This is a genomic window from Sorangium sp. So ce726 (genome assembly GCF_051521405.1).
GTDB lineage: Bacteria > Myxococcota_A > Polyangia > Polyangiales > Polyangiaceae > Sorangium.
In genome coordinates this window covers 9,408,577-9,432,926 of record NZ_CP150349.1, presented here as the reverse complement: position 1 = coordinate 9,432,926, position 24,350 = coordinate 9,408,577, and the positions used below count along the sequence as shown (strand labels likewise).

General features: G+C 71.6%; 15 protein-coding genes and 1 tRNA gene. 7 read left to right on the top strand and 9 right to left on the bottom strand.

What is annotated here, in order from left to right; genetic code table 11:
• Window positions 1-7: 7 nt before the first annotated feature.
• From WME79_RS35015 to WME79_RS35005, 3 genes are all read right to left on the bottom strand, one after another.
• On the bottom strand, window positions 8-385 hold the full coding sequence (locus tag WME79_RS35015; protein ID WP_437523833.1) for a hypothetical protein: 378 nt from the start codon (window positions 383-385) through the stop codon (window positions 8-10).
• Window position 386: 1 nt separating this feature from the next.
• A complete protein-coding gene (locus WME79_RS35010; RefSeq protein WP_437523831.1) occupies window positions 387-9,500 on the bottom strand; it encodes a SpvB/TcaC N-terminal domain-containing protein in 9,114 nt (3,037 codons plus the stop codon).
• A gap of 66 nt (window positions 9,501-9,566) precedes the next feature.
• The gene (locus WME79_RS35005) at window positions 9,567-10,091 is read right to left on the bottom strand and encodes a transposase (protein WP_437523828.1); all 525 of its coding nucleotides are present in this window, start codon (window positions 10,089-10,091) and stop codon (window positions 9,567-9,569) included.
• Window positions 10,092-10,951: 860 nt separating this feature from the next.
• On the opposite strand from WME79_RS35005, the gene WME79_RS35000 reads away from it, so the two are divergent.
• A complete protein-coding gene (locus WME79_RS35000; RefSeq protein ID WP_437523825.1) occupies window positions 10,952-11,896 on the top strand; it encodes a hypothetical protein in 945 nt (314 codons plus the stop codon).
• A gap of 124 nt (window positions 11,897-12,020) precedes the next feature.
• Here WME79_RS35000 and WME79_RS34995 read toward each other — a convergent pair whose 3' ends face one another.
• From WME79_RS34995 to WME79_RS34985, 3 genes are read right to left on the bottom strand one after another with little or no spacing between them, the layout of a single operon-like run.
• Window positions 12,021-12,698, bottom strand: coding sequence for a hypothetical protein (locus WME79_RS34995; RefSeq protein WP_437523822.1), 678 nt, complete (start codon window positions 12,696-12,698; stop codon window positions 12,021-12,023).
• Complete coding sequence (locus WME79_RS34990) at window positions 12,695-13,630, bottom strand: PEGA domain-containing protein (RefSeq protein WP_437523819.1); 936 nt, start codon at window positions 13,628-13,630, stop codon at window positions 12,695-12,697. The genes WME79_RS34995 and WME79_RS34990 overlap by 4 nt, the downstream gene beginning before the upstream one ends.
• Before the next feature lie 15 nt (window positions 13,631-13,645).
• Entirely contained in the window at window positions 13,646-15,112 is a 1,467-nt protein-coding gene (locus WME79_RS34985; RefSeq protein WP_437523817.1) for a protein kinase domain-containing protein, read from the bottom strand.
• 455 nt (window positions 15,113-15,567) lie between these two features.
• Here WME79_RS34985 and WME79_RS34980 point away from each other — a divergent pair, with 455 nt between their 5' ends.
• Genes WME79_RS34980 through WME79_RS34970 form a run of 3 tightly spaced genes read left to right on the top strand, consistent with a single transcriptional unit; the run spans window position 15,568 to window position 18,955 of the window.
• Entirely contained in the window at window positions 15,568-16,218 is a 651-nt protein-coding gene (locus tag WME79_RS34980; RefSeq protein ID WP_437523814.1) for an Isoquinoline 1-oxidoreductase subunit, read from the top strand.
• Window positions 16,215-16,673 (top strand): (2Fe-2S)-binding protein, encoded by a 459-nt coding sequence (locus WME79_RS34975; protein ID WP_437523811.1) that lies wholly within the window; start codon window positions 16,215-16,217, stop codon window positions 16,671-16,673. Before WME79_RS34980 ends, WME79_RS34975 begins: the two co-directional genes overlap by 4 nt.
• A 2-nt stretch (window positions 16,674-16,675) precedes the next feature.
• Window positions 16,676-18,955: a molybdopterin cofactor-binding domain-containing protein gene (locus WME79_RS34970; RefSeq protein WP_437523808.1), complete on the top strand. Its 2,280-nt coding sequence runs from the start codon at window positions 16,676-16,678 to the stop codon at window positions 18,953-18,955.
• Window positions 18,956-19,007: 52 nt separating this feature from the next.
• On the opposite strand, the gene WME79_RS34965 is transcribed toward WME79_RS34970, so the two are convergent.
• A complete protein-coding gene (locus tag WME79_RS34965; protein WP_437523806.1) occupies window positions 19,008-19,445 on the bottom strand; it encodes a GNAT family N-acetyltransferase in 438 nt (145 codons plus the stop codon).
• Between the two features lie 205 nt (window positions 19,446-19,650).
• Between WME79_RS34965 and WME79_RS34960 the strand changes: the two genes are divergently transcribed.
• From WME79_RS34960 to WME79_RS34950, 3 genes are read left to right on the top strand one after another with little or no spacing between them, the layout of a single operon-like run.
• The gene (locus WME79_RS34960) at window positions 19,651-20,343 is read left to right on the top strand and encodes a DUF969 domain-containing protein (RefSeq protein WP_437523803.1); all 693 of its coding nucleotides are present in this window, start codon (window positions 19,651-19,653) and stop codon (window positions 20,341-20,343) included.
• Complete coding sequence (locus WME79_RS34955; RefSeq protein WP_437523800.1) at window positions 20,340-21,296, top strand: DUF979 domain-containing protein; 957 nt, start codon at window positions 20,340-20,342, stop codon at window positions 21,294-21,296. The genes WME79_RS34960 and WME79_RS34955 overlap by 4 nt, the downstream gene beginning before the upstream one ends.
• Before the next feature lie 12 nt (window positions 21,297-21,308).
• Complete coding sequence (locus WME79_RS34950) at window positions 21,309-22,325, top strand: DUF2891 domain-containing protein (protein ID WP_437523797.1); 1,017 nt, start codon at window positions 21,309-21,311, stop codon at window positions 22,323-22,325.
• A 66-nt stretch (window positions 22,326-22,391) separates the two neighbouring features.
• On the opposite strand, the gene WME79_RS34945 is transcribed toward WME79_RS34950, so the two are convergent.
• Together WME79_RS34945 and WME79_RS34940 are read right to left on the bottom strand one after the other, a co-directional pair.
• A tRNA-Gly gene (locus WME79_RS34945) sits at window positions 22,392-22,466 on the bottom strand.
• Window positions 22,467-22,710: 244 nt separating this feature from the next.
• Window positions 22,711-24,348 (bottom strand): sigma 54-interacting transcriptional regulator, encoded by a 1,638-nt coding sequence (locus tag WME79_RS34940; protein WP_437523793.1) that lies wholly within the window; start codon window positions 24,346-24,348, stop codon window positions 22,711-22,713.
• Window positions 24,349-24,350 lie beyond the last annotated feature (2 nt).

The window sequence follows — 24,350 nt, the reverse complement described above, 5'->3', positions numbered from 1 at the left end:
CGAACGGTCAGCCGCCGAGATCAGCGAAATCGTCGACGAACCGCTCGGTGGAGAACATTGCCCGCCAACCGCCACTCCCCATGTACCAACCCGACAGTTCTCCTTGGCCTTCCTCGGTCAGATCGACTTCTCGCCCACTGGTGCTCACGTATTTCAGTCGCAAGAGCCCCTGATCAATCGCCTGTAGGACGCCAAAGACGGCCTCGTCCACCGCGTCAGGAATTATGACGTGTAGGTCGGACGACTTCGCGTCGAGGTCCTTCCATCTGCGGGCCGCCGGAGATCCCGCCTGAGGCTGAAGGAGGGCATCGCAGTTGCGAATGGCGGCATCCCTAACCTGCTGCACGAGCGTCCTAGCAAATTCTTCGATCTCGGGAGTAGGCATCTCATCGTCCCCACGGAATGCGAGTCGGGCCAGACACACCAGCCTGCCTCAATGCGTCGATCGCCCTCGTAACGGTGGCGCTTGCCATGCCGGGAGCCATTCCACCCCGCACGAGAGCATTCGTCTCGATGATCGTGACGGCTTCCCACGTAAGCGGTGCACCTGTCTGGGCAAAGGCTCGATACCCCGTCATCTGGGCGCCGGTTATCGCGCTGTGTGACATACCCAGTCGTGCCAACTCTGCGTTGGGAATGGCAAGGGCGGCATTCGCGTCGTAGCCGGCCGCTCCCGTGAAGGCACCCTTCGCCGGAACGTGATGCCCGCCACCCGGACCACCGTAGGGTCGCAGCGCTGCACCCTCAGCGGCCGGCTTCTTCGGCGGCTCCGCCGCAACTGCGGCAGGCGGCTTGGGAGGCTCCTTCGCCCCGCCGCCTCCCGCCGCCGGCGGCAGCGCCACGACGTCCTCGGGCGTGTCCTCGGGTATGGGGAACGACTCGGGTGGCTTGGGAGGGTCTCCATTCGCGGCAGCATCATAGATCAGGTAGCCCCCGTATCCGATCGACCCTACCACGAACGCACCAGCAACGACCAGCTCTCCGACAGGCGTCGGCTCGAGCGCCGCCGCTGCGAGCACCGTGGCAATGAACTTCCGCGTCGCGTCATCGAACTTCCCGGTCGGATCGATGAGGACCACAGGGTTGTTGGACGTATACGTGTACAATCCCAGGTTGATCGGCCTGTACGCCCCGCCGTTGATCCGGCCGGCCATGTACTCTGCCAGCACCGGATCCGGGCTCACCCACACCCCCAGCCGCGGCTCATAGCTCCGCGCCCCGTAGTGGTAGAGCCCCGTCGATAGGTCGAGCTCCTTCCCGTTGAACAGGTACGGCTGCCTGTTCTGGAACCGCGAGTCCGTCTGGTCCGCCCACAGCTCCCCGCTCGGCAGGTATTCCACGTGCTGGCTCAGCGCCTGGTCCTGGTCGGTGACGTACTGCGTGCTCCCGAGGTGGTCCGGGTGGTAGTACAGCACCGGCGGCCTCTGGTAGTAGTCCGCGTCGATCTTGCTCGCGATCCGCGTCTCCCCCGCGAACAGGTGCTTCGTCGCGATCACACCGTTGCGCACCACGAGGTGCTGGTCGACGTACGCCGTCTCCTCCTCTCCGGCGACCCGGTGCAGGTGGACCCGCCGCTCCCCCGCGCCGTCATACAGCGCACGCGACATCTCTTGCCCGTTCTGGCTCACCGACGCCAGCCGGTTGTCCTCGTCCCAGCTCAGCGTGCGCTGCAGGCTGCCCCGGTACTTCCACTGCTTGTGGTTGCCGTTCGCGTCGTACGACAGCTCCCTCAGCCGCGGCTGCGACTCCGCCGGCACGTACTCGTCCACCTGGTTCGCCGCGTGCGGCCTCAGCCCCGTGTACCGGTACTCGTTCCGGTACGTCCTCTCCCGGATCGGGTAGTCGAGCCGCCACTGCCCTGGGCCATTCGGCACGTACCGAGCGACCTCCTGCCGCTTCGCCGTCGCGTTCCCGAGGACGTCGTAGTCGATGCCCAGCGTGTACCGCTGCTGCTCGTTCCCCCGCTCCTGGTAGATCCCCGAAGCCTCGGTCAGCTGGTTCAGGTCGTCGTACGCGAACCGCTGCTGCGTCCGCGCCACCATGACTGCCCCGCTCAGTGACTCGTCGAACGGCACCTCGTTGTTCAGCTCACGGATGTTGCCGACGAGGTCATACCGGTAGCGCAGCCGCTGGAACGGCCTCGGCGCCCGCCCCATCGACCGCATCTGCGCGCTCTGGTGGTCCGCGTTGACCTCCGTCATCCGCCGGGTCGACTCGTCGTACCGATACTTCGTCTCGATCCCGTTGCCCGCCACCACACGCACCCGCTGCCCGAACTCGTCGTACCCGATGTGCCTCAGGTACTCCGTCGTCCTCGGCTCGCTCGGGTGCTGCGGATTGACCCGCTGGTTCTCCCCGACCACCGACACCACCGCGCCGCCTCGGTCGTACCCGTAGCGCACGATCTCCTCGCCAGAGCCGGGGAAGTGGAGCTCCTGCATCCGCCCCAGCGCGTCGAACACGTACTTCATCGTCGCCTGGTACGGCCCACGGTGCGGCTCCCTCAGCCTCGGGAACTCCGAGTTCAGCTCCGCGGTGTTGCCGAAGCGATCGTAACGGAAGCTGCGCTTACCCGCCGCGCTCGTCTCTCCGACCAGCCGCGCCGCTCGGTTGCCTTCCTCGTCCCCGGCGTCGTCCGGCTCGCCGTACGTGTAGACCACGTCCTGCGTCACCGGATAGTCGATCTTCCGCAGCCGGTTGAAGTTGTACTCGTACCGGATCAGCTGCCCCCGCCCCGCGAGCTCCGCCGTCTGCTTCGCTCGCAGGTTCCCGGTCAGATCGTACCGCCACTCCGTGCGGCCCGCGTCGGGGCTCACCAGCGTCACCATCCGGCCGACCGAATCGTACGTCGCCGTCGTCGCGTTGTTCCGCGCATCCGTCACCCGCACGAGCTCGCCGAGGGGGTTATGCTGGTAACGCGTCACGATCCGCGTCTCCACCCCCTTGATCCGGTTGAACTCCTCCACCGCCGCGATCCGCCCACCCACGTCCCGGTACGTGTTCCGCATCTTCGCGTTGGCGTCGATCACCATCTCCTGGAACAGCAACTGTCCTTCCAGTGCCACCAGGTCGTGCTCGATCGCCGTCCGCGCGTAGCCGCCCGGCGCGCTCGTGTCCGGCATGGCGACCTCCCGCACACGCGAGAGCGCGTCATAACGCGTGAGCGTCGGCCGCAGCAGCTCCAGGCTCACGAAGGCCGTGTCCGGCTCCGCGCTGAAGCCCGGCTGCCCCTGCTCCACCACGCGGCCGAGCGCGTCGAACGCCACCGCCCCGCTGACCGTCATCCCGACCTCGGTGCCCGTGCCTGTGTCGCGCTCGTGATCCTTCTTGGTTTGCAGCACGCGCCCCAGCCCATCCGCGAACGCCACCGTCACGATCGGGTCGCCCGGGTGCTCCACATCCTTGTGGCTCGTCTTCGCCCACGCCGGCAGCGCCGCCGTCTGACCCGGCTGGAGCGCGTACTCGAACCCGATCGTCGGCTCCCCTTCTCCCGCCGGCTCCTCCGCGCTCCAGACCTTGCTCGGCGTGCACCCGACCGGCACGGCGTCCTCGCCGTCCTCCGCGAGATCGCTCGGTCCCCAGACCTCGGTGAGCCGCCCGAACTCGTCCACCCGGTGCACCATCGTGTGCCCGTTGACGTCGGTCTCCTGCGCCACCGTGCCATACAGCAGATTCGGCACGCTGTTCGAATGGTACCCGAAGCTGTCGCTCGCGCACGTGCGGTAGCTGTGCGTCACCTCATCGTAGCTGTACGTCAGCTTGTAGCTGTTCGGGTCGGTCGACGTCTCGAGGTTGCCGAGGTCATCGAACCCATAGCTCCACGTGGCCTCCGCGTCCGCATAGGTCGTCCCATCCGCCCGCTTGCCGCCGGAGATGACGTTTGTGACCGTCCGCAGCGCGCCCGTCCCCGGCCAGTACGTCGCCGTGCGCCGGCGCAGCACGCGCCCCTGCTCGTCCGTCGTCTCGACGAGCTCCGGCTTCACGATGTAGGCCGAGCCAGGCTCCGTGTAGTCCACCCTCTGATGCACATTGTCGTCCGGCGTGTCGGCCTCGCCGCCCGCGTGCAGCTCGGTCAGGTTGCCGAGCTCGTCGAAGACCCGCGTCTCGCGCGTGCTCTTGTGCGGCGCGCTCGGGTCGTCGGTCGTCCCCTCGTAGAACGCGCTCCTTCTCTCCGTCTCCTTGGGGAAGAACGAGCCCACCCTGGGCTCCAGCCCCTCGGGCGGCGGCGCGTAATCGACCTCGTTCACCGTGTAGAGCAGCCCGTCGCCGTCGCGCAGCGTCGAGCGCGCGACAAAGCCGCGGCGGTAGACGTCGTGGTTCAGGTGCTCGACGTCCTCGCTCGACATCGCCGTGACGCCATCTTCCCCGAGCGCCGTCGTCGTCACGAGCCCGTACCCGAGCTCGACGCGCTCCTCCCGGTCGTAGACCCCATCCGCGCGCGTCGCGATGCTCGTCCGGTACGCATGCACCCCATACACCCCCGGCGCGCCCTCCACGCCGTCGCGCACCGTCACCTCGCTCAGCACCCACTGGCTCGACGGCATATCGACCTGAGGCGCCCTATCCATCTCCCCGAGCGCCCCTTCGCTCGGCACGACCAGGTTGCCCTCGCGCTGGTAGTCCAGCTCGATGCTCCCGCCGAGCGGCCGGCTCACCCGCCGCAAGAGGTTCGTCTTGCCGAGCGCGTTGACCCGCGCGTACACCATCGCGTCGCCGTCCCGCTTGAGCACGTGATCCTGAAGCCCGTCGCCGTCGATGTCCTCGAACGCGAGGTGCGATGAGCCGGCCCCTTCCGAGTAGAACACCGAGCCGCCGACGCACACGAAGTAGCAGACATCGACCTTGAAGCTGCCCTCGTAGCTCTCCGACCTGCGGAAGCTCACCGCGTCGCCGCCGCCCATGAACGCGTACTCCGGCGGATCGATCGACACGCCCCACGCCCCCGCGGGCCAGGACTCCTCCGGCGCGAACCGGCTCCCGAGGTTGAGCTGCACCCGGAACCACGGCTCTTCCGGCGCCTTCATCACCTTGTCCGGCAGCCCGTCGCCGTTCACGTCCGCGAAGTCCACCACCGTCCGCGCCGTCGTGTAGGTATACCCCGCGCCGGCGGCGGCCACGGTCGCGTCCACGCCGACGCCGACGCTGTTCGCGCCCGTGTCCTCCAGCCGCACCGCGTCCACCCCGGCCGCGTCCGTGAACTCGCTCAAGATGTCGCCGAGCGTCTCGCGCAGCGTTCCCGCATCGAAGTCGCTCTTCTGGAAGCGCGCCCGCTCCAGCGGCGCCGGCCCAGCGAACCGGTGCCCCAGGTTGAACGCCACCGTCATCACCCCGCTCTGGGGATCCTGCGTCATCTGGTCCACCAGACCATCGCCGTTGACGTCCACCAGATCCACGTGCGTGGCCGACAGGCCGTAGCTCGTCCCCAGGCGGAATTGCGTGTGCAGGTATCCCTCGAAGCGCCCCTCGCTCGTGGTCTTGGAGATCGTCTGGATCTCGCTGTCGACAGTGACCGATGCGCCCCCTTCCAGCCGGATCGCGCGGTGCTCGATCCGCCGCAGCGCCTCCGGCAGCGACCAGCTGTCCCGCTGCCCGAACCCTCGCCCGGTGTTGAGCACCGCGCCCTCGCGCGTCACGCTGTCGGGCAATCGGTCGCCGTTGATGTCGATGAGGTCCAGGTCCGACGTGGTGCTGCCAAAGCTGTAGCCCGCCCCCAGCGGCCCGAGGTTGGCGCTGATCTCCGCGTTCCACGTCGCCGTGCTGCGCAGCCGGCCGAGCTGCCCCTCTCCCCGCCTCACCTTGCCCACGATCGACGGCTTGACCGCGCTGCCGCCGACGAACGCCTCCGACGCGGCCGCGCCCCACACCGGCGCGCTCCCCTGCGGCAGCGGCACCGCGAGCGTGAAGCCGCGCTCCGGGCGCAGCGTCGGAAAGGCGATGTCCGCCTCCGAGAACGCGCGATCTCCATCGAGGAAGCCGACCGACCAGCCATGGAACCCGCCGGCCATCGGGTCCTCTGACCCGCCGCTCGTCGCCGCCTCGGGGGCGAACAAGCCGAGCGACACCGGATCCCCGTTGATCGTCGCGTGCAGGGTGGCGCCCGTGGGTGGCTCCTGCGCGAAGGCCGTGACGAAGATGGGCTCGCCGGCCTGAACCTCGAGGTCGAGGTCCACGGGAAACGCGGTGCCAGCAGCGCTCGGCGCCGAATATGCCTGCTTGAAGAGCAGCCGATGTACGCCCTGAACGACCAGGGTCAACGGCTGAGAGAACGTGTTGGTCCCAGGCACCAACAGCATTCCCTCGAGCCGCGCTGTCCCCGTGCTCGGCGCGATCCACGGCCGCGGGCGCGTCGCATACGACCACCTCGCGACAGGCATCGACACATGCGCCTGCTGCTCGATGAGCGCGAGCGGCAGCGGCGCGTCTCCGGGCCCGTCGTTGTGCAGCGTGCAGCCGGTGCGGCCGTTCGGCTGCGCGCCGCACTGCACTTGCCCGCGCCGCGGCGCGCCCGTCGCCCGGTCCACGCGCGTGTACTCCTCGTAGCGGACCACCGGGCTCCACGCAATGCGCGCCGGGTCATCGGGCAGCTCCGCCTTCACCCGGAACCGGAGGCGATCGCCCGCGAGCACCGGGATCGCCTCGGGCAGCAGCGCGCCCATCCCGAGCCCGCCGGCGCCCGCGCCCACGTGCTGCGGCGTCAGGATCGACTCCACCGCGGCGCTGCCGCGCTCCCGCACGATCTCCACCCACAGCTCATCGCTCGTCGCCCACTTCGTGAGGTCGCCCGTGATCCGGACGCTGCCGTCGGCCGGCGCCACCCACGGCACGTCGGGCCGCCCCGCGAGCCGGTGATCGTTGCTGTACTCGAAGCGGTGGATCGGCGCCCCGTCCGGCCCCACCTGCGCGAGCTGCGCTTCGCTCGCCTCGTAGGTGATCGACGGGCTCCACGAGACCAGGTCTGCCGCCGTGTCCACGCGCCGCTCGGGGTCGATCGTCGGCGCCGCGCTCACCCGGAAGTAGATCCGGTCGCCCGCGGCCACATGCGTCGTGAGGACATCGCCGCCGCACCCATGCGCGCCAAGGAGGCACGGAGTCAGCTCGTCCCCGTCGAGCACATCGTCGAAGAGCGGCTCCCCCTCGCCGCTCCGCACGATCTGCACCCGCACCCCATCGCCGCCCGCCTCCTGCTTCTGCAGCGCCCCGGCGATGCGGATGTCTCCCTCGAACGGCGCTACCCAGCGCAGCAGCGGATCGGCCGGATGCAAGTCCTTGCGCGCCGCCTGGGCCAGGTCGGGACGGCCGGACGGCGCGCCGCTCGTATCGAGCGCGCCCCACGGCTGCTTGCTCCCGAAGCGGCCCCGCCGGTCGTTGAGCGCGGCGTAGATGCCCCCGAGCGGGCCGCCCGACACCAGATCGGGGTAGCCGTCGCCGTTGATGTCCGTGACGATCTGCTCGTCCTCCGCGCTGCTCCGCGTGTACCCCACCGAGCCGCTCAGCGCCGCGACGTTCAGGCCCGCATACACGCTCCATCCCGAGCGGTCCGTCAGGCCCAGATCCCTGTCGAACAGGCCGAGCGCGGTCGCCCCCGTCAAATGGCTTCCGGGCGCAGCGCGAAGAAGGTTGAGCCCGACATCGCCGCTGTCCTCCAGGAAGTCGGGCATCCCATCGCCGTTGAGATCGAACACGCTCTTGCGCACCGTCTCGTCGCCGAAGAAGCCGCCTCCGCCGACCGAGATCGAGAACATGCCGATGCCCAGCCCCACCGACGCGCTGCCGCCCGCGGTCGAGTCCTCCGTGTGCGACAGGCCGCCCTTCGTCTTGGCCTGTCCCCATGCCTCGGCGGCCTGCGCGAACGCCGCCACCTCGCCGGACGCGGTGCGCGGCGCCGTGAAGTACTCGAACGTATGCCGGTACAGCTCCTCGCCGAGCGTCACCTGCCCGCCCGCCTGCCGCGCGCCTCGCCCATGGAACGCGATGGCCTGCAGCAGGCGCTTGCCGAAATCGCCGTCGATGTAATGGAGCGCGTAGCTGCGGACCACGACGTCGCCGAATCGCACGTCCACACGCGAGAGCTGCTTTTCGGTCTGCTCGAGAAAGCCGGGCCTGCCGCTGAGCATGACGTCGGGCCGCCCGCTCTCGGACACGAAATCCACAGCATAGACCGCTTCGACCCCTCGTGACGCGTTCGCCGTGTACTCGATGCGCTCGGGGTGAACCTCGATGCGCGGCGGCGGACCGGCCTCGACCTCGCGATCATAGCGGACCCGCATCTGGTTGCCGAACGTGTCGCGCACCTCGTCGAGGTACCAGCGGAACACGTTGCGCGGCTGGCCCGGCCCGGGCTCGGGATCGTCGAGCCGCGCATTCGCATCGCGGCCGTAGACAACCGTCGTCCCGTCCTTGTCCGTCACCTCCCAGAAGTAGCTGGCCGCGCCGGTGCCATGCCGCACGATGCGGTCGAACCGCCCTTCCACCCGCCGCCGGAACAGGCACGGGTCGCCGCAGGCGCCGCCTTCGGCCTGCACGAGCTCGCTCCCGTCGAGCAGGTAGCGCGGCGTCTCCCCCGCCGCGTACGTCGGCACCCCGAAGCGCGTGTCGATCTCGATGCTCGACAGCCGCAGATCCCACCCCACACCGAGCCATCCATTGCGGTGCTCGCTGTCGTACGCGATCGCGAGCGCCGGCTGGATCCCGTTGCGCCCCGGCGGAACCTCGATCGCATGGCTCAGCCGCGCCGCGCCGCTGGAGCTCGCCTCCGGCGGCGCGACCACCGTCACCGCGGCGAACGGGCTCCCCAGCGCGAGCCCCTTGATGCTGTTCGGATCGAAGCTGCGCGTGCCCGGCGCATCCGGCATCGCGAGCGTGGCATTCACGAAGTCGGTGAAGTGGTCGGTCAGGCTCGCCAGCTTGCCCTTCGCAGCCTCGCCGTCCCGCGTGACGCGCTCCCACTGGCCCAGCGCCTCGTCGAAGTAGAAGCCCGTCACGTGCTGCGCGGTCATCCCCGGGAGAATCGCGTGCTCGTCATAAGGCAACGTCAGCCGCACCGGCTTCTTGAACCTGAGCCCGTGCGGCCCGAAGCGGTACGCCCTCCCCCCGGACGTGACGTTGACCATCGCGCGCCCCATCGGACGTACCTCGCCCTGGTCGAGCGGGCGAATCGTGATCCGCACCGGCTCGTCCACCGCGCCTTGAGGGATCTCCAGCACGGCCCCCTCGAACGCCACCACCCGCGCCTTGTCGGGCAGCACCATCTCGCCAAACGGCGCCCCCACGTCCTCGACCGGCGGCGCATCGACCCGAGGCCCCAGGGACAGCCCCCCGACACCATCGCTCGGCAGCCGGAAGGGAATCGAGGACAGCGCTACCCCGCCACCCGGCGGCGACGGCGGCATGAGCCGCGGCTCCGGCGGCCCTGCCAGCGCGAGGCCTTCATGCCCCCGCCCGAGCAGCAGCACCACCGCACAGAACACCACGAGACGATAGAAACAGCCCGCGTGTCGCATTCGACGAGCTCCCGACGCAAGGTCGTTTGAATTCGCGCGCAGGGTTGTCCGGAAATACATGCGGTGTCAATACGCGCTCGATAACAACCGATGACAGCGCGCCGCCGTCGTCCACCCTCGCCGGCATTCCGTCGAAGATGCACCTACGCGTCGGCGGAGCAGCATTGGGGCGTCGGGTCGCGTGCTGCGCCCTCGACAGCTCCTCCGCGGCCACGTCCCAGCGATCGAGACGGGTATCCACGACCCCGAGCTGGCAGAGCGCCATGATCGAAGGCTCGAGGTGGTGGATGCGTGCCCAGAGGCGCCGAGCCTCCACCATGTCGAGGCGCTTTGGAAGCGCGGGGGCGGGACGCTGGTGGCGAGCCGGCACAAGAGCGAGAGCGGATCCATGTCGACCGCGACGGTCCATTCGGCAAAGGCGCGCTTAAGCGACAGCCGCACCAAGCCGTCCTGTTGCAGCTCGACGCGCTCCTGCGCGATCGGGGGTATCAGGACGTAGCGCAAAAGCGCCTCCCTCGCCGCGGCATGGTGCGCACCGGCGCGTGTCGCCGCGTGCAAGGTGAAGCCATCCAGCGAGGCGCACAGCGGCATGTTGTAGGCGAGCGCGCTCGGTGACGGTGGCGACAGCCCGCGGAGCCATTGCGGTCCGGCGGGCGGCTCTCGTCCAAGCGGAGGCGCACAGCGCGGCCTCGGGCTCGTTGTCCTCGTCGACGCCATGCTCGAGATCGAAGAACTGGGCAAGCCGATCGCCGGCCGTTTCAAGGGCCTGTCGATCGGCGGCTCGGTCGAGTCTGGGAGGCAGCCGGCAGCCCTCCTGGCAACGGAAACGGTCTGGGGGAGGCAGCCGGCAGCCCTCCTGGCACCGGAAACGGTTTGGGGGAGGCAGCCGGCAGCCCTCCCGGCAACGGAAACGGTCTGGGGGAGGCTGCTGGGCAGCCCTCCTGGCACCGGAAACGGTTTGGGGGAGGCAGCCGGCAGCCCTCCCGGCACCGGAAACGGTCTGGGGGAGGCTGCTGGGCAGCCCTCCCGGCAACGGAAACGGTTTGGGGGAGGCAGCCGGCAGCCCTGCCGGCAACGGAAACGGTCGGCCGCGAACCGCCACACGTGGATGGCACGGTGCGTGCCGACATGCGTGCTGACAGCTACCAGACGCCGTGGCGAGAGCAGCACACTCGACGCCACCACGCCGCGCGCCGGGCACATGACACCTCCAGGCGACTTCTCGCGAGCCTCGCGGGGCCCAGCCCATGACGCAAGATCGCGACGAGGGGCGGCACGCCGTCAGAAAATCAGACGGCATGTCGATTGACGGGTGCGGGGGGGTGATTATCCCTGCCCGGAACGTCCGGCGTGCGCCTGACGTTCTCAACACGTCCCGCGCGCAGGGGTGGAGCGCGTCGTACCTGTTCTCCGCTGCTCCGCGACGACGAACAACGAGAGGTCATCCCCTCATGACGAAGCCTTCTCCGCTCAAGAAGAAGCCCGCTCCCAAGAAGCCTGCGGCCCCGCCCCAGGCGGCGGCGGCGTTCGACAAGATCCTGCCCGAGATCGAGGCGCTGAGCCCGGATCGGCTGATCGCCATCAACCTCGATATTCCCCGGGTCGTCTCCCAGGTGCTGGGCGTGCTGCCCGGCCTCCTCGCGCTGCGCTCCGCCATCGCGGAGCACGTGCCGACGCACGATGTCGCGTTGCTCGACCGGCTCGAGACCTACGCGCTGGCCGCGTGGTACGCGCACCTCGCGTGGCTGTCGAGCGGAGGCGCCGAGAACGCGCTGAAGCCGCTGCTCGCGGAGGCTGCCCCGCTGCGCGAGAACCTGCTGAGCGACGCCGAGGCGCTGGCCCGACGCGGCCTGCTCGACGCGGACACGGTCGCGGAGATCCGCGCGGGGCTGGGGCACATCGACACGGCGAACGACCTGGTCGCGCTCTCGGCGCTGTTCACTGCGAGCTGGGCGGAGGTCGCCAACAAGACGGCGGCGACCGAGGAGGAGGTGAGGCGCGCGGGGGAGATCGGGCCGCAGCTGCTCGCGGCCCTCGGCGTGCGGGAGCACGGCAAAGGCCCCGGGCCAACCGAGGCCGCGGACAGGAGGGCGCGGGCGTTCTCGCTGCTCGTCCACGCCTACGACCAGACCCGCCGCGCCGTCGCGTACCTGCGCTGGGACGAGGAGGACGCCGATACGATCGCCCCCTCTCTCTACAAGGGCCGCACTGGCCGCGCGACGGCGCACAGCGACACCGTCGCCGCCCCGGGCGACGAGGTGCCGGCTGAACCGGCGGCGCCCGGCGCTGTGATCCCCGCAGCGCCGAACGGCACGGCGGCGCCTGCTGCGCTGAACGGCACGGCAGCGCCCGCGGTGCCCGGCGCCGCACTGAACGGCACGGCGCCTACCGGCTAGACGTCGCCGCCCGCCTCCGCGGCGAGCGCTTCCCGCTCCCAAGGATCGGCTGCCCAGGCGAACGCACCGGCGGAGAGCAGGCAGACTCCCCCGCTTGCGGTGCCGTTCGCGAGGCGGGATCGAGCTAGTCGCCGTCCGCGCACGCCGGCTTGGGGCAGCGGCCTTCCAGGATGTCGCGGCACACCTTGTCGCGCTCCTTCTTGTCGACCGCGCCGAGCGCTGCGTAGATCTGCTGCGTACTGCACCCGAGCGAGCCCTCGGCGGTGAGCGAGCCGCACGCGTTGAACACCTCCGGCGCCGGCAAGAGCGCGCAGAGGGCCTCGCAGGCCGCGATGTCCGCGAGCTCGATCGGGCATACGGCCGCGTAGAGCGCGCACGCCGCCTCGCACCGCCCGACGCACCCGTCGTCGCCCTCCGGGCCGAGCGGCCCGGCCGCGGTGCAGCCGGCGGGATCGCCGGTCTCCACCGCGCGGCACCCGGCATACCCCTCGGGCGACGGCATCGCCTCGCAGATGGTGCAGCACGCCTCGACCGACGGATACTGCGGCGTGAGCTCGCAGAGATCCATTGACCGGGCGCAGTGCGTCGAGCACGCGGCGATCTCGCACGGGCCGGCCTCCTCCGTGGGCGGAACCCAGCTCTCCGGGCTCCCAGCGCCGGCGTCGCCCGTGGCGGCGCCGCTGTCGATGCCGTCGCCCGCGGCCGAGGTGTCGCCGTCCTCGGCGTCGGGCAGCGGGGCCACGACCTGACACCCGGCGACCCACGCGGCGAACGCGCATGCGGCAGCCTCGCGCGCCCTCACAGCGTCCCTCGCATGCTGATGAAGCCCGGACCGACCGCCCACGTGACGCTCGAGGCCGGGGCCTTCGAGCGCTCCATGCCGAGGGTGATGCCGCCGACGGCCGCGCCGGCGATGGCAAGGCCGAACCCCACGTTCGAGACCCAACCCAGGGCGTTCGCGTCGCCGCGCGCGTCTGCCGAGCAGCCCGAGGCGCCCTGCCGGCACGCCTCGGCGAGGTCGCTCCTCGCGCTCAGGTAGGCCGCGCCCACGCCGAGCCCCACCGCCAGCCCGGCGCCCGAGGCCACGAACCCGCCGATGGCCCACGGCGAGACGCCTTCCGGGCGGGGCTCCGGCGTGAGGGAGACGTCGAGCGCCGTGATCTCCCGCTCCGGGACGTAGACCCGCTGCCGGGCGCCGACGTAGCCGTCGGCCTCGACCTCGACCCAGTGGTTGCCAGGATCGATCAAGGTCCCCTCCGGGGAGGCCTTCACCTCCTGGCCGTCGATCCGGAGCTTGGCCCCGGCGGGGCTCGGCACGAGCCGCACCTTCAGCCGGGGGATGCGGTCGTCGAGCTCGTCGCGCAGGGCGTCGGCGCGGCGCCGTGCCTGCATGAACGGCCAGGGCTCCCCGGGGAGCGCGCGCGACGAGGCGATCGTGGACGCGAGCTCGCGCGCCTCGCTGAGCCGGCCGATCGCGGCGAGCGCCTTCGCCACCTCGATGGAGGTCGAGGGCACGCAGACGAGCTGCTCGGCGCGCTGGTAGGCGCGGAGCGCCTCCGCGTACCTCCTCAGGATGAAGAGCTCATCGCCCCGGTACACGAGCTCCCGGGCGTCGCGCCGCGCCTGCTCGTCCGCGGCGCCGCCGGCGGTTTCCGCCGCGTCGCCGGCGAGCGCCGGCGGCGCCGCGAGGATCAGGCTGGCGATCACCATCAGCGTGCTGGGCCGGGGGCGCATGGGTCTCCTCTCCTGTCAGAAGCCGAGATCGCGGCGCCAGCGCGTGCGCGTCGCGACCGTCTTGCCTGGCGTCGCGGCCGGCACGGCGAGCGCCGCCGGCAAGGCGTTCTTGGCGCCAGCCACGGCCGGCACCTTGGCGTCGGCTGCAGCCCTGGCTGCAACAGGCTGCGCCGTGGCCGCGGCCCGCGCCTCGGCCTGGGGCGGCCTGGCGTCGGCCTGCGCCGTGGCTGCAGCCTGCGCCTCGACCTGAGGCGCCCTGGCCGCGGCCTGTGCCTCGACCTGCGGCGCCCTGGCTGCGGCCTGTGCCTCGACCTGCGGCGCGCTCGTCGCGCACTGGGCTGCGGGCTCGACGGCGGGGGCGGCGCGCCCAGGCGCTCCGCCGGCCACCATCGCGATCGACGCGGTCTGCGCTGCCGGCGCGGTCCGGGTGACGCCGGAGGCCCCTGCCCACGCCAGGGTGCTGAGGCCCATGACGGCGCCCGCGGCCAGCGCCCAGGTGCGCGCTCGCGCCCGCTGCCGAGGCGAGCTCACGCCCAGCGTGCCGAACGGCAGGAGCGTGGTCACGAGGGACGAGTAACCCTCGCCCGAGCCGAGGGCCTCGCGCGGAGGCATGAGCTGGGTCTGGGTGGGCCGCTGGGCGGCGACGTGGGCGACGGCGGCGACGGCGGCGTCCAGCGCCTCGAGGACGGCGCGGGCGCTCCGGGCGCGGCGCCCCGGGTCGGGCTCGAGCAGCGAGAGGATCCAGGCGTCGATCGCGGGCGGCACACCCGGGGCGAGCCGGGACGGCGGCGGGGGCGGCCCGCGATCGATCGCCACCGCCACCGCGGCGACGGTGGGGCCGTCGAAGGGGATCCGCCCGGTCAAGCAGAAGTAGGCCACGACGCCGAGGGCCCAGAGATCGCTGTGCGGTCCGACCCGCGCGCCGCCCGCCATCTGCTCGGGCGACATGAAGTGCGGCGTCCCCAGGATGGCGCCCGTGACGGTGAGCCGCTCGGCTTCCTCGGCGGTGTTCTTGGCGATGCCGAAGTCGAGCACCTTCACGAAGGGTTCCCCCTCGCCCTCCACGAGGAAGATGTTCTCGGGCTTGATGTCGCGGTGAACGATGCCCGCCTCGTGCGCCCTGGCCAGCGCGGCGCAGAGCTGGCGAAGGATGGAGACGGTCTCGTCGAGCGAGAGCCGCCGGCGGCGCTCGACCAGATCTTGCAGCGTCTGCCCTTCCAGGTGCTCCATCACGATGTAGGGGACCCCCTGGTCGGTGAAGCTCACATCGAACACGCGCACCACGTGCGGGCTCTGGATGCGGGCTGCGGCCTCGGCCTCCCGGTGGAGGCGCACGATGGCCAGCGGGTGGTCCATGTACATGTCGCGGAGGAACTTCACCGCGACATGGGTCCTGAGCGCGACGTGCTCGGCGAGCCAGACGCTCCCCATCCCTCCCTGGCCGAGCGCGCGGATGAGCCGGAGTTGAGAGCCCACGTGCATCCCCGGCATCGGTCCGCGCTCCGAGCTCGACGCGGTGTGGCAGCCTGCCTCAGCTGGGGCGATCAGGCAGGGCGATGGCTGGGTGGCCTCGCCTATTCCTAACGTCTTGCTCATGCCGGAGCTGGCTTGCACGCCGCGAGCCATCGCTCCGGCGGAGGGGTTACCAGGACATGCGCCGGCGTCGGGGTGTCACGTCGTGGCGTGGAGCCGCGCTGCATAGCGCGCTCGTGACAGTTCGCTACAGGCGTGGTCGCGGCTGTGCTGCGCGCTGTCTGCACCGGCTCACGGACGGTTCACGGCCTCCGTCATCGCGCGCTCCACGCGTCGCCCTGTCGCCGGAAACCGTGACGTAACGCGAGCTGCGCTGGCAGTGGACGTGACGGGGGACGCGACGAGGGCGCAGGTCGAATCGGGGCTTGTCGTTCGCGCGCCGAGTCACCAGGGTAGGCCGGGCGATGCAGCCTCTGCTCCTCTGTTCCCTGCTGGCTGGCGCCGGGCTCCTCGCCGCGGCGTGCGACTCGCGCCCCGCGGAGGCGCCCAGGCCGGTCGTTCTTCCGCCCGTCGCTCCGGGCGAGCTCCGCAGTCCGGAGGCGTTCGCGGCGATCCGGGACGACGACGCGCGCGCGGCCTCGCTCTTCCTCGAGGCGAGCAAGGTGCTGCTCCACCCGCGCTGCGTGAACTGCCATCCTCACGATGGCGTCCCGCGCCAGGGCGACGCCGGCGAGCGCCACAGCCCGCCGGCCGAGCGCGGTCCGAACGATCGCGGGGTGGCGGCGATGGAGTGCACGTCGTGCCATCAGGCGCAGAACCTCGAGCTCGCCCGCGTCCCCGGGGCGCCGGGCTGGCACCTCGCGCCGGCGGAGATGGCGTGGCTCGGGCGGTCGCCGGCGGCGATCTGCGCACAGATCAAGGATCCGGCGCGCAACGGCAAGAAGACGCTCGCGCAGATCGTCGAGCACTCCAACCGCGACGAGCTCGTGGCGTGGGGGTGGGCGCCCGGCCATGGCCGCACGAAGGCGCCCGGCTCGCAGGCGGCCTTTGGCGCGCTCGTCGACGCGTGGGTGAAGGCGGGCGCGGCGTGCCCGCCCGAGGAGTCCCGACCATGATCATCCTGAAGGTGAACGGCGCGGAGCAGAAGCTCGACGTGGATCCGGACATGCCGCTCCTCTGGGCGCTGCGCGACGTGCTCGGCCTCACGGGGACGAAGTACGGCTGCGGCCAGGCGCTCTGCGGGGCGTGCGTCGTGCACCTCGACGGCGAGACGGTGCGCGCCTGCGTGACGCCGGTGAAGCGCGCGGCGGGCGGCTCGGTGACGACGATCGAGGGGCTCAGCCCCACCGGCGATCACCCGCTGCAGCGCGCGTGGGTGGAGCTCGGCGTCCCGCAGTGCGGCTTCTGCCAGGCGGGGCAGATCATGAGCGCGGCCGCGCTCCTGCGGAAGAACCCGCGGCCCTCGAACGACGACATCGACAGGTCGCTCGCCGGCAACATCTGCCGGTGCGGCACGTACACGCGCATCCGCGCGGCGGTCCGCAAGGCCGCCGGCCTTCCCACGGAGTGAAGATGGAACAGCAACGGGTCGTCCTCCTCCGCCGCTCCTTCCTCGCGGGGCTCGGGCTCGCGGTGGGCGGGCTCGCGCTCGGGGTCGCCGAGGCCGCGCCGCCTGCGCGCGACGTCAACCCGCCGCCGCCTACGCCCAGCGGCGCCAAGGCGCAGCCGGGGCTCCGGACCGGGGTGTTCCTCCACATCGCGCCCGACGGGACGGTGTCGATCGTCTGCCACCGATCGGAGATGGGGCAGGGGATCCGCAGCTCGCTGCCGGTCCTCGTCGCCGATGAGCTCGGCGCGGACATGGCGCGGGTCAAGATCGTGCAAGCCGACGGCGACAAGGCCTACGGCGATCAGAACACCGACGGCTCGCGCAGCGTGCGCGGCGGCTACGAGCCGATGCGGCGCGTGGGCGCGACCGCGCGCGCGATGCTCGTCGCGACCGCGGCCAGGAGGTGGCGCGTCCCCGCCGCGGAGTGCGTTGCCCAGCAGCACGCGGTCCACCACGCGAAGTCGAAGCGCTCGCTGGACTTCCGCGACCTCGTGGCCGACGCGGCGAAGCTCCCGGTGCCCGACGCGGAGACGGTCCCGCTCCGCCCCGCCTCGGAGCTCAAGCGCGTCGGCGGCCCGCTCCCGCTGCTCGACGGCCCGGCCATCGTCACGGGCGCGGCCCAGTTCGGCGCGGACGTGCGCCTGCCGGGCATGCTCACCGCGGTCATCGCGCACCCGCCAGTCGTGGGGGGCAAGGTCGTGCGGTACGACGGGGCGCGCGCGCTGGCGGTCCCGGGCGTGAAGAAGCTCGTGGAGCTGCCGGCGCCGAAGGGCAGCGGGGTGGGGTTCCAGCCGCTCGGGGGCGTGGCGGTCGTGGCGGACACGACGTGGGCCGCGATGCGCGGCCGCGCGGCGCTGGAGATCGTGTGGGATCACGGCGCGAACGCGTCGTACGACTCGGCCAGCTACCGCGAGGCGCTCTCGCGCGCGGTGCGCGCGCCGGGCAAGGTCGTGCGGAAGGTCGGCGACGTCGACGGGGCGCTCAAGGCGGCGGCGCGCACGGTCAACGCCGAGTACTACGTGCCTCACCTCGCGCATGTGGCCATGGAGCCGCCCTCGGCGGTGGCGAAGGTCGACGCGGACGGCTGCGAGGTGTGGGCGCCGACGCAGAACCCGCAGGCGGCGCGGACCGAGGTGGCGCGGGCGCTCGGCGTCGACGAGGGCAAGGTCACCGTGCACGTGACGTTCCTCGGCGGCGGCTTCGGCCGGAAGTCGAAGCCGGACTACGTCGCCGAGGCGGCGCTGCTCGCGCGCGAGCTGGGCGCGCCGGTGCGCGTGCAATGGACCCGCGAGGACGACGTGCAGAACGGCTATTTTCATGCCGTCAGCGCGCAGCACCTCACGGCCGGGCTCGACGCGAGCGGCAAGGTGACGGCCTGGCTGCACCGGACGGCGTTCCCGCCGATCCCGTCGACGTTCGACGCGAAGGTGACGACCCCGAGCGACAACGAGCTCGGCCTCGGCGTGCTCGATCTCGCGCTCGCGGCCCCCAACGTCCGCGCCGAGGCGTGCGACGCGCCGGCGCACGTCCGGATCGGGTGGCTCCGGTCGGTCTGCAACATCTTCCACGCCTTCGCGGTGCAGAGCTTCATCGACGAGATCGCGCACGCGCGGCAGGCGGATCCGCGCGAGGTGCTGCTCGAGGTGCTCGGCCCTGCCCGCAAGGCGACGCCCGCCGAGCTGGGGGTCGACAAGGTCCCGAACTACGGGGCGTCGATCGAGCAGCACCCGGTCGACGTGGGCCGCCTCCGGCACGTCATCGAGCGGGTGACGGAGCTCTCGGGGTGGGACGCCGCGCGCAAGGCGGGCCGCGCGCTGGGCCTCGCCGCGCACCGGAGCTTCCTCACGTATGTGGCGGTCGTCGCCGCGGTCTCGAAGGACGCGCTCGGCAAGGTGAAGGTCGACGAGGTGTGGCTCGTCGCGGACCCCGGCACGGTCATCAACCTGGACCGCGTGCGCGCGCAGATGGAGGGCGCGGTGGTCTTCGGGATGAGCATCGCGCTCCACGGCGCCATCACGATGAAGGGCGGCGCCGTCGAACAGACGAACTTCCGCGACTACCCGGTGGTGCGGAGCCCGGAGGTGCCGGCGCGGATCCACGTGGAGATCGTGAAGAGCGACGCCCCGCCCGGGGGCGTCGGCGAGCCCGGGGTGCCGCCCGTGGCGCCCGCGATCGCGAACGCGGTGTTCGCCTTGACGAAGACGCGCGCCCGGGAGCTCCCGCTGCGGCGCCTGGGGCTGTGACGGAGCTTCGGGCCGGGCAGCGCGCCGCTGCTCACGATGTCCCCGTTTTGCCCTACCGTTGATAGATGTCCTTGATGTTGATCTCCATCATCGTGTCCGGCGTCGCGAGGGGCGTGAAGGCGAACTGCCGGTAGAGCCCGTGGGCGTCCCTGGTGGCGAGCAACGTCCGCCGCAGCCGGAGACGGCCGAGGGTCTCCGTGATGTGAGCGACCAGCGCTTTGCCGTACCCCTTTCGTTGCTCCGCCTCGACGATGAACACGTCGGCCAGGTACGCGAACGTCGCCTGATCGGTGATCACCCGGGCGAACCCGACCTGCGCTCCTGCCTTGTAGACACCGAAGCAGAGCGAGCCCTGGATGGCCCTCTCGACCACCTCCCGCGGGATGCCCTTGCTCCAGTAGGCAGAAGCGAGGAAGGTGTGGATGAGATCGAGGTCGAGACGCGATTTGTCCGACGAGATGACGAGTTCTTCGTTGGTCTGGTGGTCCACGCTGGCGATCCTCCGTTGAGCTGCGGGCTGCGGGGCCGAGCCCTCGTGGCCTCGCCGGCGACCCCTGTGTCCGTCGCCTCGGGGCACGCCATCCGAGGCGCCGGCCGGCGTCAAGGAGAGGCGGCCGGCCGCGCTGCGCTGCGCGCGCTCATGGGCGATGCCGTCGCTGGCGTGCCACGGTGGCTGCGAACACGGGGGAAGAAGCATGCTCACGTTCCTCGGGGTCGCGGTCGTGGTCGTCGGCTTCGTGGCCCGGATCCATCCGCTCCTGGTCGTCGCGGCGGCCGCCATCGTGACCAGCCTCTCGGCGGGGATGGGCCTCGTCGAGGGGATCTCCGTCCTCGGCAAGGCGTTCAACGACAACCGCTATGTGAGCCTGGTCTGGCTCGTCCTGCCGGTCATCGGCCTCCTGGAGCGCTCGGGCCTCCAGGAGCGGGCGCGCGCGCTGATCTCGCGGGTGAAGACGGCCACGACCGGGCGCATCCTGCTCGTGTACTTCGCGGTGCGGCAGCTCAGCGCGGCGCTCGGCCTGACCTCGCTCGGCGGCCACGCGCAGATGGTCCGGCCGCTGATCGCGCCCATGGCCGAGGCCGTGGCGGAGAACCGGTATGGACCGCTGCCGGACAGGACGCGCTGGCTGATCCGCGCCTCGGCGGCGGCGGCCGACAACGTGGCGCTGTTCTTCGGAGAGGACATCTTCCTCGCGATCGCGTCGATCCTGCTGATCAAGGCGTTCCTCGAGCAGAACGGCATCTTCGTGGAGCCGCTCCAGCTGTCGGTCTGGGCCATCCCCTCGGCGGTCCTGGCGCTCCTGATCCACGGGACTCGGCTCCTCCTGCTCGACCGGCGGCTCCACCGCGAGCTCGCCCGTGCGGACGCGGGGAAGGCGGCCGAATGATCACGCTCGATGTCGTCTACCTCGTGGGAGGGCTGTTCTTCGCGGCGTCGGCCGTCCTGAGCGCGCTCGACCGCGAGAACTCGAGGCGATGGAAGAACACGCTGTTCTGGGGTCTCCTGGCGGCGAGCTTCCTCTTCGGCTCGCGCCTCGGGGATCTCGGCAATGGCGTGCTCGTGATCTCGCTTGTGCTCCTCGCGGGCGTCAGGGGCCTGGGCCAGGGGCGCCCCGCCACCACGACTCCCGAGGAGCGGCGCGCCAGCGCCGAGCGGCGCGGCGACCTCCTCTTCGTCCCGGCGCTGATCATCCCGGCGACCGCCCTCCTGGGCGCGCTGGTCCTCAAGCGGGTCGAGATCCACGGCGCGCACTTGCTCGACCCGAAGCAGGCGACGCTGATCTCGCTCGCCCTCGGCGTGGTGCTGGCGCTCGTCGTCTCCGTCGCGTGGTTGCGCCCGCCGCTGCTCGCGCCTCTGCAGGAAGGCCGGCGCCTGCTCGACATCGTGGGCTGGGCGGCGATCTTGCCCCAGCTGCTGGCCGCGCTCGGGGTCGTGTTCGCGGCCGCGGGCGTGGGAGACGTGGTCGGCGAGCTGGCCGGGAGCGCGCTCCCGCGCGGCGGCCGCCTCGCCGCGGTGGCCGCCTATACCGTGGGCATGGCGATGTTCACGGTGATCATGGGGAACGCCTTCGCGGCGTTTCCCGTCATGACCGCGGCCGTGGGGCTCCCCCTGATCGTGCGCCGGCTCGGCGGCGACCCGGCGATCATGAGCGCCCTCGGCATGCTGTCCGGCTTCTGCGGGACGCTGATGACCCCCATGGCCGCGAACTTCAACATCGTCCCAGCGGCCCTGCTCGGGTTGCCCGATCGCGACGGCGTGATCAAGGTCCAGCTCCCCACCGCGCTGCTCCTGCTGATCGGGAACACGCTCCTCATGTACCTGCTCGTCTTCCGGCGCTGAGGTCGCCATCGCATGACGCACGCCCTGACACCGGACATCGCCTCGCGTCTCGCCGCCATCGCGCTCGGCCACGTGACGCGGGAGTACCCGAACAAGCTCGATCACATCATCGCCGGCCCCGAGGACGTGAAGGGCCCGCGCGATCTGCACCCGATCTTTTACGGCAGCTTCGACTGGCACTCGTGCGTTCACGGCCACTGGCTCCTCGCGCGGATCCACCGCCTCTTCCCTGGCGTGCCCGGCGCCGCGTCGGTCCGCGGGCTGCTCGACGCGCAGCTCACGGGCGAGAAGGTCGCCGGCGAGCTGGCCTATCTGCGGCGACCGTCGAGCCGCGGCTTCGAGAGGCCTTATGGGTGGGCGTGGCTGCTCATGCTGGCGGCCGAGCTCTCGCGGTACGAGACCGAGGAGGGGCGGCGCTGGTCGGCCGCGCTGGCCCCGCTCGGCGACGCGTTTGCCGGGCGGCTCCTCGAGTACCTGCCCAAAGCCACGTATCCGGTCCGCGCTGGCGCGCACACGAACAGCGCTTTCGCGCTCGCGCTTGCGCAGGAGTACGCCGCCGTGAAGGGCGACGAGCGGCTGTCGCGGCGCTGCGTCGAGGCCGCGCGGGCCTGGTACGGCCGCGACGCGGACTGCCAGGCGTGGGAGCCCTCGCAGGACGATTTCCTCTCGCCCGCCCTCGTGGAGGCCGAGTGCATGCGCCGGGCCCTGCCCGGACCGGAGTTCCGCGGCTGGTTCGCGCGGTTCCTGCCGCGGGCGGCGCGAGGCGAGCCCGCGACCCTGTTCGAGCCCGCGACGGTCAGCGATCGCAGCGACGGCAAGATCGCCCACCTCGACGGCCTCAACCTGAGCCGCGCCTGGTGCTGGCGCTCGCTCGCCGCGGCGCTGCCCGAAGGGGATGCGGTTCGCGCTCGCGCCCTCGACGCGGCGGAGCGGCACCTCGACGCCAGCCTGCCGCACGTCGCCGGCGATTACATGGGCGAGCACTGGCTCGCGAGCTTCGCCCTCCTCGCGCTGGGCGAAGCACATTGATTGACGCGCCACGGGGACGCGCGGAGCGCATGCTCAGCGACGTCCGGTGTTGCAGCGTCTATGTCGTGGAGCGGGAGACGGGATTTGAACCCGCGACGTCAACCTTGGCAAGGTTGCACTCTACCACTGAGTTACTCCCGCAAACGGAGATCCATCGATCAGGAAACCACTCTCGTGCAGTGCGATCAGCGACGAGGCTGAGCGCGCCGGGACCTCCTTGGAGGTCGTCTCCGTCGATGGGGGCGGAGGAGTACCAACCGACGTCGCCCTAGTCAAGCACCGATGTGCGTGGTCGTGGAGCTTCTCAGGGACGGAGAGCTGGGCCCCGTGGTTTTCCGGGTTCCGGCACCGGCGGGGCCGGCCGTCGTCGACACATTGCGCCTCTCTACCCCGCGCCCCGCGCGTACTTCCTGAGCTTCCTGTAGAGCGTCGACGCGCCGATCCCGAGCTCCGCGGCGGCGCGGGCCTGGTTGCCGCCGTGCCGCTCGAGCGCCGCGAGGATCGCGCGCCGCTCGACGCCCTCCAGCGTCCGCGCGGCCGGCGCCTCGCCCGCCTCGCCGCCGGTCGGCGCGGCGCCGCGGACGTCGTCCGGCAGATCGTCCAGAGCAGCGACGCCTCCCGATGCCAGGGCGACCGCGTGCTCCACGGCGTTCTCGAGCTCGCGCACGTTGCCGGGCCACCCATGGCGCTCCAGCGCGCCTTCGGCCTCCGGCGTGAAGCCCGCGACAGGCCGATCGAGCCGGCGTGCCGCAGCCGCGAGCAGCGCCCGCGCGAGCGGCAGGACGTCCTCCCGGCGCTCGCGGAGCGGCGGCAGGTGTATCTCGATGACCCGCAGCCGGTAGTAGAGGTCCCGCCGGAAGCGCCCCGCCGCGGCGTCGGCCGCGAGATCGCGGTTCGTCGCCGCGAGGATCCGGGCGTCGACGGGGCGGCTCGCGTTCTCGCCGACGCGGCGCACCTGCCGCTCCTGGAGCGCGCGGAGGAGCTTCGCTTGCACCCCGGGCGGGGCCTCGCCGACCTCGTCGAGCAGCAGCGTGCCCCCGCGCGCCGCCTCGAACAGCCCGGCGCGGTCGTGGGTCGCGCCGGTGAACGAGCCGCGCGCGTGCCCGAAGAGCTCGCTCTCCAGCAGCGTCTCGGTGATCGCCGCGCAGTTGACCGCGACGAACGGGCCCGCGGCGCGCGCCGACGCGCCGTGGATGAGCCGCGCCACCCGCTCTTTCCCGGCGCCGCTCTCGCCCGTGAGCAGGATCGTCGAGTCCACCGGCGCGACCCGCCGCGCGCGGTCGAGGGCCCGCTGCATCGCCGGGCTCTCCGCGACCAGCGGGATCGGCGGCTCGCCCCGCGGCGCGGCGAGGGGCAGGACGCTCGCCTTCGCGCCGAGCGCGCGTCCTATTGTCGCCCTACGCAGCGCGGGCTGCGCGGGTTCACGGAGCGACGGGTCGAGGTCGCTCTCGCGGAAGAACGGCAGGTGCTCCTCGAGCGCAGCGCCCCACGCAGCACTCGTCCGGCCCTGGAAGTGGCAGACGTCGTCGCCCCGGCCGATGCACCGATCCTCGATGACGTAGACCGCCTCGCCCGTCGCCCGGGTCATGTAGCCGCTCGCGATGCCGGCGAGCATCCAGCAGACCGGCTCGTCCGCGCGGCCGAGGTGCAGGAGGTGCTGTTCGGCCTCGTACGACGAGAGGAGCGTGGCGCCGCGCGAGGCGAGGGGCGATGTGTCCCCGGGGGCGAGCCGGATGAAGCCCTGCAGCGTGTGGAGCAGCGCCCCTGCGCCGTGCAGCTCGGCGTCGCTGTCCCAGGGGAGCCGGGACACCATCGCCTCCGCCATCCGCGCGCCGTGCTCGACGCCGAAGCGCGTGAGCACGGCGCGCGCTCCCGCGTACCCCGCGATCCGGACGAGCTCCTCGCGCAGCCTCCCGAGCGCGCCGGCGTCGACGATGACCGCTCGCTCCCCGGCGAAGCGGACGACACCGCCGCGCGCATCGACGTCGAGCAGCTTCCGGATGTCGAGATCGGCTGCGCGCATGG